The 14,801-nt window shown below is 66.1% G+C and carries 12 protein-coding genes; all 12 read right to left on the reverse strand.

Annotated features, from left to right (window positions below):
* Positions 1-5: 5 nt before the first annotated feature.
* On the reverse strand, positions 6-1,277 hold the full coding sequence (gene folC, locus CKO27_RS09825) for a bifunctional tetrahydrofolate synthase/dihydrofolate synthase (RefSeq protein ID WP_338115974.1): 1,272 nt from the start codon (positions 1,275-1,277) through the stop codon (positions 6-8).
* Positions 1,278-1,297: 20 nt separating this feature from the next.
* Complete coding sequence (accD, locus tag CKO27_RS09830; protein WP_200374779.1) at positions 1,298-2,179, reverse strand: acetyl-CoA carboxylase, carboxyltransferase subunit beta; 882 nt, start codon at positions 2,177-2,179, stop codon at positions 1,298-1,300.
* 76 nt (positions 2,180-2,255) lie between these two features.
* Complete coding sequence (gene trpA / locus CKO27_RS09835) at positions 2,256-3,068, reverse strand: tryptophan synthase subunit alpha (protein ID WP_200374710.1); 813 nt, start codon at positions 3,066-3,068, stop codon at positions 2,256-2,258.
* Positions 3,065-4,315 (reverse strand): tryptophan synthase subunit beta, encoded by a 1,251-nt coding sequence (gene trpB / locus CKO27_RS09840; protein ID WP_200374711.1) that lies wholly within the window; start codon positions 4,313-4,315, stop codon positions 3,065-3,067. Before trpB ends, trpA begins: the two co-directional genes overlap by 4 nt.
* Positions 4,296-4,928, reverse strand: a complete 633-nt coding sequence (locus CKO27_RS09845; RefSeq protein ID WP_200374712.1) for a phosphoribosylanthranilate isomerase — start codon at positions 4,926-4,928, stop codon at positions 4,296-4,298. The genes trpB and CKO27_RS09845 overlap by 20 nt, the downstream gene beginning before the upstream one ends.
* Before the next feature lie 27 nt (positions 4,929-4,955).
* The gene (gene truA, locus CKO27_RS09850) at positions 4,956-5,738 is read right to left on the reverse strand and encodes a tRNA pseudouridine(38-40) synthase TruA (RefSeq protein WP_200374713.1); all 783 of its coding nucleotides are present in this window, start codon (positions 5,736-5,738) and stop codon (positions 4,956-4,958) included.
* 144 nt (positions 5,739-5,882) lie between these two features.
* Positions 5,883-8,642: a FimV/HubP family polar landmark protein gene (locus CKO27_RS09855; protein ID WP_200374714.1), complete on the reverse strand. Its 2,760-nt coding sequence runs from the start codon at positions 8,640-8,642 to the stop codon at positions 5,883-5,885.
* Positions 8,643-8,927: 285 nt separating this feature from the next.
* On the reverse strand, positions 8,928-10,043 hold the full coding sequence (asd, locus tag CKO27_RS09860; RefSeq protein WP_200374715.1) for an aspartate-semialdehyde dehydrogenase: 1,116 nt from the start codon (positions 10,041-10,043) through the stop codon (positions 8,928-8,930).
* 34 nt (positions 10,044-10,077) lie between these two features.
* A complete protein-coding gene (gene leuB / locus CKO27_RS09865; RefSeq protein ID WP_200374716.1) occupies positions 10,078-11,160 on the reverse strand; it encodes a 3-isopropylmalate dehydrogenase in 1,083 nt (360 codons plus the stop codon).
* A 50-nt stretch (positions 11,161-11,210) separates the two neighbouring features.
* A complete protein-coding gene (gene leuD / locus CKO27_RS09870; protein WP_200374717.1) occupies positions 11,211-11,855 on the reverse strand; it encodes a 3-isopropylmalate dehydratase small subunit in 645 nt (214 codons plus the stop codon).
* Entirely contained in the window at positions 11,855-13,258 is a 1,404-nt protein-coding gene (leuC, locus tag CKO27_RS09875) for a 3-isopropylmalate dehydratase large subunit (RefSeq protein ID WP_200374718.1), read from the reverse strand. The genes leuD and leuC overlap by 1 nt, the downstream gene beginning before the upstream one ends.
* Before the next feature lie 224 nt (positions 13,259-13,482).
* Positions 13,483-14,778, reverse strand: a complete 1,296-nt coding sequence (gene serS, locus CKO27_RS09880; RefSeq protein ID WP_200374719.1) for a serine--tRNA ligase — start codon at positions 14,776-14,778, stop codon at positions 13,483-13,485.
* Positions 14,779-14,801 lie beyond the last annotated feature (23 nt).

The raw sequence follows: 14,801 nt of genomic DNA on the forward strand, positions 1-14,801 counted from the left end.
TCGCATCAGGTAACGGCGGGGTGCGCCATCGCCTCGGCGACCGTGGTGAAGGAACCCAGGAGGAGCAGGCAATCGCCGGGGTTCGAGGCCGCGAGCGCGGCGTCGATCGCCTGGGCGACGTCCGGGAAACGACCAGGCTCGGCCGATTGAAGCCGTGCGCTCAGTCGCTCGGCCAGGGATTCGACCGGCATGGCGCGCGCGTCCGCGCTGCGGGCGAGATACCAATCGCTCACATGGGGCAAGAGCGGATCGACGATGGACTCCGGCACCTTGTCCGACAGAACCGCGAGCACGGCCCGGACGCGACCGGGACAGGCGAAGGCACGTAGATTGGACGCCAGGGCCTGGGCCGCCTCGCCGTTGTGCGCCACGTCGAGGATCCAGGTCACAGGACCGGGAAGCACCTGGAAGCGTCCGGCCAGCCGCGCCCGCCGCAAGCCGAGGCGGATCGCATTGACCGGGATCGGCAGACGGTCGCGCAGGCTCGTCAAGGCCGCGATCGCCGCCGAGGCATTGTCCAGTTGGAACGGCCCGCGAAGCGCTGGAATGGGAAGGGCGAGCCGCTCCCCGGCCGGCCCCTTCCAGATCCAGCCCTCGCCCGTCGACGCCCGATCGAATTCATATCCGAGTTGAAGCGGGCGCGCTCCGATGCGGACCGCCTCGCGGCGCAGCGCCTCGGGCGCGTCGCGCTGGCCCAGGATCGCGGGACGTCCGGCCCGGAAGATTCCGGCCTTTTCGATGGCGATCGCGTCCAGGGTCTCGCCCAGCCAGTCGGTGTGATCCAACCCGATGGTCGTGACCACCGAGACATCCGCGTCCAGGAGGTTCACGGCGTCGAGCCGGCCGCCGAGACCGACCTCCAGCACCGCCAGGTCCGGGCCGGCGCGCGAGAAGATATCAAGGGCGGCGAGTGTTCCAAACTCGAAATAGGTCAGCGAGATCTCGTCACGCGCCTGGTCGACGCGCTCGAACGCCTCGCACAGCGCCGCGTCGGACACCGGCTCGCCCCCAAGTCGGACCCGTTCGTTGTAACGCCGCAGATGGGGAGAGGTATAGCTGGCACAGCGGTATCCGGCCGCCAGCACCATCGCCTCGATCATGGCGACGCTCGATCCCTTGCCGTTGGTGCCGCCGACGCTGATGATCGGGAGGGTGAATGAGGCCGGACCCAGCCTGGCCCAGACGGCGGCCACCCGCTCCAGACCCAGCTCCATGCGCTTCGGATGCAGGCCGGTCTGCCAGTCCAGCCAGCCCTCCAGGGTGTCGAATCGTGCCACGCCGGTCGCTCGATCGGAACTCAGACCGGTACCACGGTGCGACAGTAACGCGGACGGTGGGCGAGGATGGCCAGCAGATCCGCGATGCGTTCGCGCAGGTCGCGACGATCGATGATCATGTCCAGCGCGCCCTTATCCATCAGGAACTCGCTGCGCTGGAAACCCTCGGGCAGCTTCTCGTGCACCGTCTGCTCGATAACCCTGGGTCCGGCGAACCCGATCAGCGCGTTCGGCTCGGCGATGTTGATGTCGCCCAGCATCGCCAGACTCGCCGAGACGCCACCCATGGTCGGATCCGTCATCACGGAGACGAACGGCAGCGAGCGCTCGCGCATGCGGGCGAGCGCCGCGCTGGTCTTGGCCATCTGCATCAGCGAGAAGAGACTCTCCTGCATGCGCGCGCCGCCGCTCGCGGAGAAGCAGACGTAGGGCGAATCCTGCTCCAGCGCCGCGTCGACACCCCGCACGAAGCGCTCGCCGACCACCGAGCCCATGGAGCCGCCCATGAAGCCGAACTCGAAGGCCGAGGCCACGATCGGGACGTCCTTGAGTCGACCGCGCATCACGATCAACGCCTCCTTCTCGGAGGACTGCTTCTGCGCCTGAATGAGGCGATCCTTGTATTTCTTCAGATCCTTGAATTTGAGTGGATCCAATGATTCCAGGTCGCCGCCGATCTCTTCGCGGCCCTCGGGGTCGAGAAAGGCGTCGAGCCGCCGGCGTGCGCAGAGACGACTGTGATGGCTGCACTTGGGGCAGACCTCGAGGTTACGCTCCAACTCGGCGCGATAGAGGATCGCGTGGCAGCCCGGACACTTGGCCCAGACGCCTTCCGGGACCGCGCGCTTGGTGCTGGCCTCGATGCGAATGCGGCTTGGGATGAGCTTCTCGAACCAGCTCATGCCCTTGTCCATGGCCTGCTTGACCGTGGCGCCCGCCGGAGGTTTCGATTTGGGTGGATTCATCGGTGCCTCGTCTTCAAACGCTGGCCGCGTCGATCGCGGTCCGGAGCCCTGCGAGGAAATCGGCGATCTCCCCTGGAATCCGCTCGGGTGTCGCGGCCAGCGACTCGATCCGGCCAACGATGGCGCTGCCGACGATCACGGCGTCGGCGACCCCGGCGACCCGAGCCGCCGTCTCGGCGTCCTTGATGCCGAAACCAACACCGACCGGCAACGAAATGATGGACTTGATGGCGGCGACATGCTCGGCAACATCCGTCGCGTCGAGATTTCCGGCACCCGTCACGCCCTTGACCGAAACGTAATAGACGAACCCGGAGGCCACCTCACCGATCCGTGCGATCCGCGCCTCGGTCGAGGTCGGAGCGAGCAGATAGACCAGATCCAGCCCATGGGCCTTCATGGTCGTCACCAGCTCGTGCCCTTCTTCCGGGGGCACGTCGACGATGAGCGCGCCATCGACGCCGGCCGCCTGGGCCTGTTCGGAGAAATCGGCGTAGCCCATGACCTCGATGGGATTGAGATAGCCCATGAGGACCACTGGCGTCTCCGGGTCACGTTCGCGAAAGTCGCGCACCATCGCCAGCACATGGGTAAGACTGACCCCATTGGCCAGCGCCCGCTCGGTCGCCCGCTGGATCACCGGACCGTCGGCCATGGGATCGGAGAAGGGCACGCCCAACTCGATGATGTCCGCCCCGGCCGCGACCATGGCATGCATCAGCGCCACCGTGGTCTCGGGCTTGGGATCGCCCGCCGTGACGAAGGGCACCAGCGCGGTGCGTCCGCGCGCCTTCAGTTGTTCGAAACGCTTGGCGATGCGGCTCATAGGACCAACCCGTCGTGACGCGCGACCGTGTGCATGTCCTTGTCCCCCCGGCCGGAGAGATTGACCAGGAGGCTCTGGTCGGGGCGCATGGTCGGCGCGAGCTTATGTGCGTAGGCGAGCGCGTGGCTCGATTCCAGGGCCGGGATGATGCCCTCGGTCCGGGTCAGATGATGGAAGGCGGCCAGCGCCTCGTCGTCGGTGACGGCGTCGTAATGGGCGCGTCCGCTGTCCTTCAGCCAGGCGTGCTCCGGGCCGACGCCCGGATAGTCGAGGCCGGCCGAGATCGAGTGGGTCTCGATAATCTGGCCGTTGGCATCCTCCATCAGATAGGTGCGGTTCCCATGCAGCACGCCCGGCCGACCGGCCGTCAGTGGCGCGGCATGATGACCGGTCGCGATCCCCTCGCCCGCCGCCTCAATGCCGTGGATGGCGACCTCGCGATCCTCGATGAAGGGATAGAAGAGTCCGATGGCGTTGGAGCCGCCGCCGACGCAGGCGATCAGGGCGTCGGGCAGGCGTCCGGTGCGCTCCAGGATCTGGGCGCGCGCCTCGCGGCCGATCACGGTCTGGAAATCGCGCACCATCATGGGATAGGGGTGCGGACCGGCGACAGTCCCGATGATGTAGAAGGTGTTGTCGACGTTGGTCACCCAGTCGCGCATCGCCTCGTTCAGCGCATCCTTGAGTGTGCGCGAACCGGAGGTGACGGGAACGACGCGGGCGCCGAGCAAACGCATGCGGTAGACATTGGCCTCCTGCCGGGCGACATCGACCTCGCCCATGTAGACGACGCACTCCAGTCCCAGGCGGGCGGCGACCGTCGCGCTCGCCACGCCATGCTGACCGGCGCCGGTCTCGGCGATGATGCGGGTCTTGCCCATGCGCCGCGCCAGCAGTGCCTGACCGATGGTGTTGTTGACCTTGTGCGCGCCGGTGTGGTTGAGATCCTCGCGCTTGAGATAGATCTGGGCTCCGCCCAGCTCGCGGCTCCAGCGCTCCGCGTGATAAAGCGGCGAGGGACGGCCGACGTAATCGCGCAGATCGGCGTCCATCTCGGCCTGGAAGGCGGGATCGGCCTTGCAGCGCTCGTAGGCCAGGCGCAGTTCCTCCAGCGGGTGCATCAGGGTCTCGGGGACGAACATCCCGCCATAAGGCCCGAAGTGACCCGCCGCGTCCGGCAGATCGTAGGTCGCCGTCCGACCCGGCTCCAGGCGCTCGGCCTGTCTGTTATCGGCGTTGATCGCCATCTCGTACCCCTTGCATGAAGGCAAAAATCAATTCTGGATCCTTGACGCCCCTGGAGGATTCAACACCTCCGCTCACGTCGACACCATAGGGTCGCACCCGCTCGATGGCCTCGGCCACGTTCGTGGGATCGAGACCGCCGGCCAATAGGATATCGGAGGCGATCGTCCCTGGGATCCGGTCCCAGTCGAAACGACTCCCCGTGCCGCCCGCACGACCGGGCTCATAGGCATCCAGCAACAAACCGTCGGAGGCGGCGAAGCGCTCGCGTTCCAGCACCAGATCGATCCCAGGGCGCATCCGCACGGCCTTGATCCATCGGCGCCCGAAACCGGCGCAGAACGCTGGATCCTCGTCGCCATGGAACTGGAGCAGATCGAGCGGCACTTGATCCAGGGTCGCCTCGATCGTCTCGCGCGCGGCATCGACGAACAGGCCCACCGCCGTTACGAAGGGTGGCAAGGCGCGGCACAGGCTCCGAGCCTGCTCGGGCGTCACGGCGCGCGGGCTGGCTGGATGGAAGACGAAGCCGACGGCATCGGCGCCAGTGGTCACGACCGCCTCGATGTCGCGCGCGCCCGTCAGGCCGCAGATCTTAACCCGAGTACGGAACATAGACGAAGAGACTTAGGGTGGACGGCATCAGTCAGCGGCGAGTCGTTGGAGCGAATCCGCCGATTCGACCTGTGGCAGGTCAAACTCGGCGGGATAGTCGGCCTTGACGAAATAGAGTCCATGTGGCGGCGCGGTGACACCACCCAGGGTACGGTCCCGCACCTCCAGCAATTCCCCCGTCCAGTCGACCGGGGCGCTACCCCGACCGATGGCGATCAGAACGCCGGCGATATTGCGCACCATATGATGCAGGAAGCCATTGGCGCCGATTCGGATCACCAGTTGTCCATCCCGTTCGGACAGATCCAGATAGAGCACCCGACGGATCGGGCTCTTGGCCTGGCAGGCGAACGCCCGAAAGCTGGAGAAATCGTGCTCGCCGACGAGCGATCGCGCGGCCGTTTGCATCCGCTCCAGGTCCAGCGCCTCATGAACCCAAACCGCGCGGTGATGCTGCAGCGGGGAGCGCGTGCGCCGAACCAGGATGTGGTAGCGATAGTGGCGAGCCATGGCGCTGAAGCGCGCATGAAAACGCTCGTCCACGGGATGCGCCCAACGAACGCCGACATCGTGGGGCAGGTTGACGTTGGTTCCCAACACCCAGGAGCGCTCGCTCCGGAAGGCGGTGGTTTCGAAATGCACCACCTGTTCCAGGGCATGGACACCGGCATCCGTCCGGCCGGCGCAATGGAGGGTCACGGGATGATCCGCGACCCGGCCAACGGCGGCTTCCAGGGCCGTCTGAACGGTTCTGACCCCGGATTGCGTCTGCCAACCGTGGAAATCAGTGCCGTCATATTCGATGCCCATGGCGATTCGAGCAGGCGTCAAGACGGCATCACCCCAACGACAGAGGACGGATCATGGCGACCCCGAGAGACCTCTTTCAGAGCGCCAAGCCAAGCGAACGAATCAGTCAATGGCTCACGCCCGGATCGACATCCAAGGCGACCACTAAATCAGCTTGGCCAGCATGGCTTGCGCCTCGCCGCGCTGCTCGTCGCGCCCTTCGGAAATGACCTCCTCAAGGATCTCGCGCGCGGCCTCCTTGTCTTCCATTTCGATATAGGCACGGGCCAGGTCGAGCTTGGTCGCCGTTTCATCCCAGATGCCGGAGTCGATCTGCCACTGCGACGAGAGCAGATCCGTGGGCACGCTTTCCTGTTCGGGCGACAAGCCGGACTCGGACGCATCGAACCTGTCGGTGACGCTCACGGCCGAGAGACCAGGACCCGATGGACGCTCGCCCGCTACCTCGTCACGCGCCAGGGTCGGCTGATCGGGCAGCGTGGAATCGAAAATCGAGTCCAGATCATCCACGTCCTCGACCCGGTGCTCCTCCAGCGTCAGTTCGAGCTCCGAGTCACGATCGGCGGCGACCGTCAAGGCATCGCCGAACGAGTCCTGATCAGCGCCAGGGCGACCCCGAACGTCCGCTTCCGGCTCGTCCAAGGCACTGTCGCTGATACGCAGCGGAGCATCCTCCTCGAACTCGATCCCGCCCGAGTCGTCCGGCCGGCCGCTCCCGCGCTCGGAGAGCCGCTGGACGTCGCTGATATCCAAGGAGAGCGAATCCCCCAGATCCAGGCCCAGATCCTCTTGGCGGACTTCTTCCTCGCGCTTGCCGAGGCTCAGGCCGACCGCCGCCGCTCCAGTCGCCGCCGTGGTCGCGGCGGCGGACTCGATGCGCTCAAGAAGGGTCCGCATCCGTTGCCACTGCGCCGGATCCTGGGTATCGCCGCCAGAGGACCGGATCTCATCGAGCACCTCCCTTAGCGAATCGGCATCCTTGGCCGCGCCGAACGACTCGGCCAGCTTGTACTTGACGTCCAGACGCTCTGGGAAACGCCGAAGCTCGTTTTTCAACAGATCCCGCGCCTCGCTGTGTCTCCCGTAGGCGATGTAGATATCGGCCTCGGAGAGCACGTCCGCCTCGTCGGTCTCGGCGTCGAAGTCGCTGAGCGAGGACATGCTGGTCATGCCGGATTCGAATCCGGCGTCCTTCGTCTGAGACGACACGACCTCCGAGAACGGTGGGGGGGACTCGATTTTGGCGGCGGCCGCGGGCTCCCGTTGCTCGGTGACCGTCGATGTCCTGGGCTCGGTCGTGGCATCGAGCGGTTCGAAAATGGCGTCTGGCTCGACCCCGTCATCGAACGCCTCTTCCTCGTCGCGCCGACGTCGTGCCGCGATCCAGGAAAAGGCCATGATCCCAAGCGCCGTCACGCCCGCCAGCCCGGCTAGCGGAAGCAGCAGTGAATGCCAGGTCGAGGTCGCCTCGGGACTGGGTTCTGGACGGGGTTCCGGGGTCGCGACCTGGGGCCGAGCGGCGTCGACCGGAGTGGTCGCGGCCGGGCCGGCGGTCTCGCTCGTCGCGTCGATGGGCGCGGGAGTCGGCACCGGCACCAGAGCAGGCGCCGACTCAGCGGCATCCTCCGCGAGGGCCGCCTCGAGCGTCGCCACGGCGCCCGCTTCATCCGGGGCTCCGGGGGCGGCGCTGTCATCGACATCCGGCGTCAAGGGGATATCGGTCGCCGGCTTCTCCGGAGATTCGACCGCCAACTCGGCCGGCGTTTCCGTCCGATCGTCGCCGACCGGGGGCTTATCGACTGGCTCCGGGGCCAGGGCCGGCTCCCCGAGCTGCGTTTGGGCCAATTCGGCGTTGCGTAATTGAAGCAGCGATTGGATATCGGCCAGTTGGGTTTCCAACTCCCGGATCCGATCCCGAAGCTCGACCGTTTCCTGCCGTGCGCTCTCGCTGGTCTCCAGGGCGAGGAGCAGATCCTGCTGCGCGGCCGGCGATCCAGGAGGCGGAGAGGCCTGAGCGGGGAGGGGAACGGCCGCTGGAGCAGCGGCACCGGCCGGAGCCGCGCCCGCGATACGCAAACGGGAGAGCGCCTCCGGGGGGATGTTCGTGATCGGCGCCCGATAGGCGGCCCGACCCCTCAAGGCGGCCACGTATTCCCGTTCGGCTTCCGCCGCGTCCAGCGCGAAGAGTTCCGCGCGTGACGGGATGACCAGGGTCTTGCCGGCGACCAGGCGATTGATGCCGCCGCGGATAAAGGCATTCTGATTATTGCGATAGAGCGCCATCGCCGTCTGAGCAGCCGTCGCGCCGGGTGGTGCGTGATTGCGCGCCAGCGCCCACAATCCAGTGCCGTTCCCTACCGGCCCGACATAGACGGGAAAGCCCTCGCCTGGGGCGGGGATGTAGGATCCGGCGGCGGTGGCGGCGGAAGCCCCAGCGAGGCCGGAGACCGAGCCAGCCGCCGCGCTCCCGGCCCTCGGAGCCTGGACATTGGGAGCCATCCGCGCGCCCTGGGTCGGCGGATCGAGCAGAACGGTGTAGCCCTTGACCAACCGGCCGGTCGGCCAGACGACTTCCACGAGGAAGTCCATATAGGGCTCGCGGATCGGCTCCTGGCTGGAGACACGGATGATCGGCGCACCCTGGGGGGAGACATCGGGGCTGAAACGCAGTCGCGTCAGGTAGTAGTAGCGCTCGATACCCGCCCTGGAGAAGGCCTCGCCAGAGGCCATGGAGATCTTGATGGAGTCCAGCTCATCCGGCTTGACATCCCGCAGATCGATCTCGGCATAAAAGGGTTGGTTAAGGGCGGATTGTGTGCGAAGTCCGCCCAATCCAAGAGCGGCCACATCGGTGCCCGCCAGTACCAGGGTAATGGCCGACGCTAGAATAAGCTTGCGAGTCATCCTTCTCCCTCGTGCGCCACGCAATGACATAAGTCAGGGGTACTCCAGAGTCCACGCTCGGCCTTCCACGCTTTATAGGCGATTGATGACCTCGGCGCTGACGAGGCAAGAGAGGCCAAATGCCCGATATCTCCGAAGCAGGGTGAAGCCAGTACAATCCGATCGGCCCGGAAAGCCCTGACAAACGCATCCAAGTCCACGGGCGTGAATTGACGCGAACACGACTAAACTATATCCGATCGCCCGCTTTTCACCAACAGCATCCAAGCACGACCCAAGTCCGCGTCAGCGATCCTGGAGGATCCTCAGCATCCGCCTCAATGGCTCGGCCGCGCCCCACAGCAATTGATCGCCCACGGTGAATGCCGAGAGGTAACGGCTCCCCAGGTTCATCTTCCGCAAGCGCCCAACCGGAACCGCCAGGGTACCCGTCACGGCGGCTGGCGAAAGCTCTCGCATCGTAGTTTCGCGCTCGTTCGGAATGAGGCGCACCCAGTCATTGGCCTGCGCGATCAGACGCTCGACTTCATCCAGGTCGACGTCCCGCGCCAGCTTGATGGTGAGTCCCTGGCTATGACAGCGCATGGCGCCAACCCGCACACATAGACCATCGATCGGCACTGGATGATCGGATTGTCCAAGAATTCTATTCGTCTCGGCCTGCCCTTTCCACTCTTCCCGGCTTTGCCCATTGGCGAGTTGCGAATCGATCCATGGAATCAGACTCCCGGCCAGCGGCGCGCCGAAATTCGCCGTTGGGAAATTCGCCTCCCGCATGGTCTCGGTGACCCGCCGGTCGATCTCCAGGATGGCCGAGGCGGGATCCGCCAGGAGCGGCTCCACGGCGCCATGCAAGGCGCCCATCTGGGACAGCAGTTCGCGCATGTTCTTGGCGCCCGCGCCGGACGCCGCCTGATAGGTCATGGCGCTGACCCACTCCACCAGTCCGGCCTGGAACAGCCCGCCGATGGCCATGAGCATGAGGCTGACGGTGCAGTTGCCGCCGATGAAATCGCGCTTGCCCGCATCCAGGGCGGCGTCGATCACCGCGCGGTTCACTGGGTCCAGGATGATGGTCGCGTCCGGCTCCATGCGCAGCGACGAGGCCGCGTCGATCCAGTAGCCCTCCCAGCCGCTGGCACGCAGCCGGGGATGCATCGACTTGGTGTAATCGCCGCCCTGGCAGGTGACGATGACATCCATCTCGCGCAGCGCGTCCAGTGACCCGGCGTCGAGCAGGGGCGAGGCGCCGCGCCCGACATCCGGGCCGGGCTGACCGGCCTGGGAGGTGGTGAAGAAGACCGGCTCCGCGATCCGGGCAAAGTCATTTTCCGCGCGCATCCGGTCCATGAGGACCGAGCCCACCATGCCACGCCAACCGATAAAACCGACCCGCTTCATCACAGAACCCCGCTATCGTTGATGCGCTTCACGCTCAGGCGCCGACCAGCGCCGCGACCACCGCGTCGCCCATCTCGACCGTGCCGACCTGCCGCATCCCGGCCGACATGATGTCGGCGGTGCGCAAGCCTTGATCGAGCACCTTGGAGACCGCCGCGTCGATGCGATCCGCCGCCTCGGGCGCGCCGAGCGAGTAGCGCAGCATCATGGCCACCGAGAGGATGGTCGCCAGCGGATTGGCTACGCCCTGGCCGGCGATGTCCGGGGCCGAGCCGTGGATGGGCTCGTACATGCCCTGGCCGTCCGCGTTCAGCGAGGCCGAGGGCAGCATGCCGATGGAGCCGGTGAGCATGGCGGCGCAGTCGGAGAGGATGTCGCCGAAGATGTTGCCGGTGACCATGACGTCGAACTGCTTGGGCGCGCGCACCAGTTGCATGGCGGCGTTGTCGACATACATGTGGCTGAGCGCGATCTCTGGATAATCCGCCGCCGTCTTGATGGCGACCTCGCGCCACATCTCGGTGCATTCGAGCACGTTCGCCTTGTCGACCGAGCAGACCTTCTTGCCGCGCTTCATGGCGATATCGAAGGCGACCCGACAGATACGCTCCACCTCGGACTCGGTGTAGACCATGGTGTTGATGCCGCGACGCTCGCCGGAGGGCAGGGTCTCGATGCCGCGCGGCTGGCCGAAGTAGATGTCGCCGGTCAGCTCGCGCACGATCATGATGTCGAGCCCGGAGACGATCTCGGGCTTGAGGGTCGAGGCGTCGGCCAGTTGCGGATAGAGAATGGCGGGGCGCAGATTGGCGAAAAGCCCCAGACCGGCGCGCAGGCCGAGCAACCCCTTCTCGGGACGCTTGGAGATATGCAGCGGCTCCCACTTCGGCCCACCGACCGCGCCGAGCAGCACCGCGTCGGACGCCCTGGCCGCGGCCAGGGTCTCCTCGGGCAGCGGATCGCCGAAGGCGTCATAGGCCGCGCCGCCGACTAGGGCATGTTGCAGGGTCACGTCGATGGAACCGTCGGCCTGCAAGGCGTTCAGCACCTTGATCGCCTCGGCCACGATCTCCGGGCCGATACCGTCGCCCGCGACGACCAGAATCTTCTTGCTCAAGTCTCTCTACTCCAAATCCAAATGCGTTCTATCGGCGCGCGGCCGACCGGCTAGGCGCCAATGAAGAGCCAGGGTGCTTCCTGTTTGCGACGGACCTCGTAGGCGCGAATCGCGTCGACCTCCTGCAAGGTCAGTCCGATGTCGTCGAGCCCCTCGACCAGACAATGCTTGCTGCCGGCCTCGACCACGAAGGGAATCACGGCTCCATCGGCCGGCGTCAAGGTCTGGGCCGGGAGATCGACCACGATCCGCAACGCCTCCCCGCCCGTCGCCTTGGCGAACAGCCCATCAATGACCGCCGCCTCCAGCACGATCGGCAGGATGCCGTTCTTGAAGCAGTTGTTGAAAAAGATGTCGGCGAAGCTTGGGGCCAGAATGACGCGGATACCGAAGTCCGCCAGCGCCCAGGGCGCGTGCTCGCGCGAGGAGCCGCAGCCGAAGTTCTCGCGCGCCAGCAGGATCTCGGCCTTGGCGTAGCGCGGATCGTTCAGCACGAAGCCGGGATTGAGTGGCCGATGGGTGCAATCCATGTCTGGCTCGCCATGATCCAGATAGCGCCACTCGTCGAACAAGTAAGGGCCGAAGCCGCTGCGCTTGATGCTCTTGAGGAACTGCTTGGGGATGATGGCGTCGGTGTCGACGTTGGCGCGATCGAGCGGCGCGCAGATGCCGGTGAAGTTCTCGAAGGCTTGCATCACAGCTCCCTCACGTCGATGAAGCGACCGGTCACGGCGGCGGCCACGGCCATCGCCGGGCTGACCAGATGGGTACGACCGCCCTGCCCCTGCCGACCCTCGAAATTGCGGTTGGAGGTGGAGGCGCAACGCTCGCCCGGCTCCAGCCGGTCGGCGTTCATCGCCAGACACATGGAGCAGCCGGGCTCGCGCCACTCGAAACCCGCCTCGGTGAAGATCTTGTCGAGCCCCTCGGCCTCGGCCTGCTCCTTCACCAGACCAGAACCCGGCACCACCAGCGCCAGCTTGATGCTGGCGGCGACCTTGCGGCCCTTGGCCAGCGCAGCGGCGGCGCGCAGATCCTCGATCCGCGAATTAGTGCAGGAGCCGATGAAGACCTTGTCTGGACGGATCTCACTGATCGGCATCCCGGCGGTCAGACCCATGTAGTCGAGCGCGCGACGGATCCCGCTCGCCTTGACCGGATCGGACTCGGCGTCCGGGTCCGGCACATGGCCGTCGACCGGCAGCACCATCTCGGGCGAGGTGCCCCAGGTGACCTGCGGCTTGATGCGCGCGGCATCCAGAGGCACGACGCGATCGAAGCGGGCGTCAGGATCGCTGACCAGGGTGCGCCAGTGCGCCGCCGCCTGCTCGAAGAGTTCGCCGCTCGGGGCATAGGGACGGCCGCGCATGTAGTCGACGGTCTTCTCGTCGACCGCGATCAGCCCGGCGCGCGCGCCCGCCTCGATCGCCATGTTGCAGACCGTCATGCGGCCCTCGACCGAGAGGGCGCGAATGGCGTCGCCGCCGAACTCGATCACGAAGCCGGTGCCGCCAGCGGTGCCGATCTCGCCGATGATGGCGAGCACGATGTCCTTGGCGGTCACGCCCGGCCCCAGCGCACCGTCGACGCGGATCAGCATCGACTTGGATTTGCGCTGGATCAGACACTGGGTCGCCAGCACATGCTCGACCTCGGAGGTGCCGATACCGAAGGCCAGCGCCCCGAAGGCGCCATGGGTGGATGTGTGGGAGTCGCCGCAGACGATGGTGCTGCCCGGCAGGGTGAAGCCCTGCTCCGGCCCGATCACATGCACCACGCCCTGACGATGGTCGCCCATCGCGAATTCGGTGATGCCGAAGGTCTGACAGTTGGTTCCCAGCGTCTCGACCTGGAGCCGCGAGACCGGATCGGCGATGCCCGCAGCGCGATCGGAGGTGGGGACGTTATGGTCCGGCACCGCCAGGTTGGCGCTGATGCGCCAGGGCTTGCGGCCGGCCAGACGCAGCCCCTCGAACGCCTGCGGCGAGGTGACCTCGTGGATCAACTGGCGATCGATATAGAGCAGCGCCGTGCCATTGTCGTCGACACGGACGACGTGCTCGTCCCAGAGTTTGTCGTAGAGGGTCTTGGCGACCATGGCCAACCTCGGTGCGAAAAAACGAATCGCGTAGAATAGACCGGGCCAGGGTGAACTTCAATTCCCAGCGAAGCACCACTCTCGGGCGATTGAGCGCCCACTCGACCATCGCGAGCGAAAACGTCTCCACCGGCGTCAACCCCTTTCGCGCTCGCTTCCTGCCCGAGCGCGACGCCGTCGACCCGCACGGCAAGACGCGGCAGAAGCGGCCATCTCCGTCGAGTTCAAGCTGACTGGCGCGTCTGGGGACCGAGACAGTCCTGGCCGCCCATATAGGGTCGCAGCACCTCCGGAATACGGATGCTGCCGTCGGCCTGCTGATAGTTCTCCAGCACCGCGACCAGGGTCCGGCCGACCGCCAGCCCGGAGCCGTTGAGGGTGTGCGCCAGCTCCGGCTTGCCGGTCTCGGGGTTGCGCCAACGCGCCTGGAGCCGACGCGCCTGGAAGTCGCCAAAATTGCTGCACGAGGAGATCTCGCGATACGCCTGCTGGCCGGGAAGCCAGACCTCCAGGTCATAGGTCTTGCGCGAGGAGAAGCCGAGATCCCCAGTGCAGAGGGTCACCACGCGGTAGGCGAGCCCAAGGCGTTGCAGGATGGACTCGGCATGCCCGGTCAGTTCCTCCAGCGCCTGGAAGGAGTCCTCGGGACGGACGATCTGGACCAGTTCGACCTTCTCGAACTGGTGCTGGCGGATCATGCCGCGCGTGTCCTTGCCGTAGGAGCCCGCCTCGCTGCGGAAACAGGGGGTATGGGCGACCCATTTGCGCGGCACGGCGTCGGCTTCGAGGATGACGTCCCGCACCAAATTGGTCACCGGCACCTCGGCGGTGGGGATGAGATAGAGATCGCGCTCGCCCGGCACCTTGAACAGATCGGCCTCGAACTTCGGTAGCTGACCGGTCCCCCGGAGACTATCGGCATTCACCAGATAGGGGACATAGGTCTCGGTGTAGCCGTGCTCGGTGGTGTGGGTATCGAGCATGAACTGGATCAGGGCGCGATGCAGTCGCGCCATCGGACCCGAGAGCACGACGAAGCGCGAGCCGGTGACCTTGGCCGCGAGATCGAAATCCATCCAACCGTTGATCGCGCCCAGGTCGACATGATCCTTGGGGGCGAAGTCGAAAGCGGGCGGTTCGCCCCAGCGGCGTTCCTCGCGATTGTCCGACTCGTCGCGACCATCGGGCACGCTGGCATCCGGCAGGTTGGGCAGCCCCAAGCTGATCTCGCTCACCTCCTGCTGGATCTCGTTCAGACGCGACTCGGCGGCCTTGAGCCGCTCGCCCAGATCGGAGACCTCGGCCAGCAGGGGCTCGATATCCTGCCCCGCCGCCTTGGCCTTGCCGATCGCCTTGGAGCGGGTGTTGCGCTCGTTTTGCCGTTCCTGGACCTGGATCTGGAGCCCCTTGCGCTCCGTCTCCAGGGCCTCAAAACGCCCCTTGTCGAGCTTGAGGCCGCGGCGGGCCAGTTGTTCGGCGACCCGATCGAGGTCGGTCCGCAACAAGCGTGGGTCTAGCATGCTGGTTCCCTAAAGAAGATTCG

The sequence above is a fragment of the Thiocystis violacea genome, assembly GCF_016583575.1.
GTDB classification, from domain to species: domain Bacteria; phylum Pseudomonadota; class Gammaproteobacteria; order Chromatiales; family Chromatiaceae; genus Thiocystis; species Thiocystis violacea.

What these genes read in the sequence shown, in the direction of transcription:
- accD (WP_200374779.1), bottom strand. Translation starts at nt 2,179, where the DNA reads ATGAGCTGGTTCGAGAAGCTCATCCCAAGCCGCATTCGCATCGAGGCC.
- trpA (WP_200374710.1), bottom strand. Translation starts at nt 3,068, where the DNA reads ATGAGCCGCATCGCCAAGCGTTTCGAACAACTGAAGGCGCGCGGACGC.
- trpB (WP_200374711.1), bottom strand. Translation starts at nt 4,315, where the DNA reads ATGGCGATCAACGCCGATAACAGACAGGCCGAGCGCCTGGAGCCGGGT.
- CKO27_RS09845 (WP_200374712.1), bottom strand. Translation starts at nt 4,928, where the DNA reads ATGTTCCGTACTCGGGTTAAGATCTGCGGCCTGACGGGCGCGCGCGAC.
- truA (WP_200374713.1), bottom strand. Translation starts at nt 5,738, where the DNA reads ATGGGCATCGAATATGACGGCACTGATTTCCACGGTTGGCAGACGCAA.
- CKO27_RS09855 (WP_200374714.1), bottom strand. Translation starts at nt 8,642, where the DNA reads ATGACTCGCAAGCTTATTCTAGCGTCGGCCATTACCCTGGTACTGGCG.
- asd (WP_200374715.1), bottom strand. Translation starts at nt 10,043, where the DNA reads ATGAAGCGGGTCGGTTTTATCGGTTGGCGTGGCATGGTGGGCTCGGTC.
- leuD (WP_200374717.1), bottom strand. Translation starts at nt 11,855, where the DNA reads ATGCAAGCCTTCGAGAACTTCACCGGCATCTGCGCGCCGCTCGATCGC.
- leuC (WP_200374718.1), bottom strand. Translation starts at nt 13,258, where the DNA reads ATGGTCGCCAAGACCCTCTACGACAAACTCTGGGACGAGCACGTCGTC.
- serS (WP_200374719.1), bottom strand. Translation starts at nt 14,778, where the DNA reads ATGCTAGACCCACGCTTGTTGCGGACCGACCTCGATCGGGTCGCCGAA.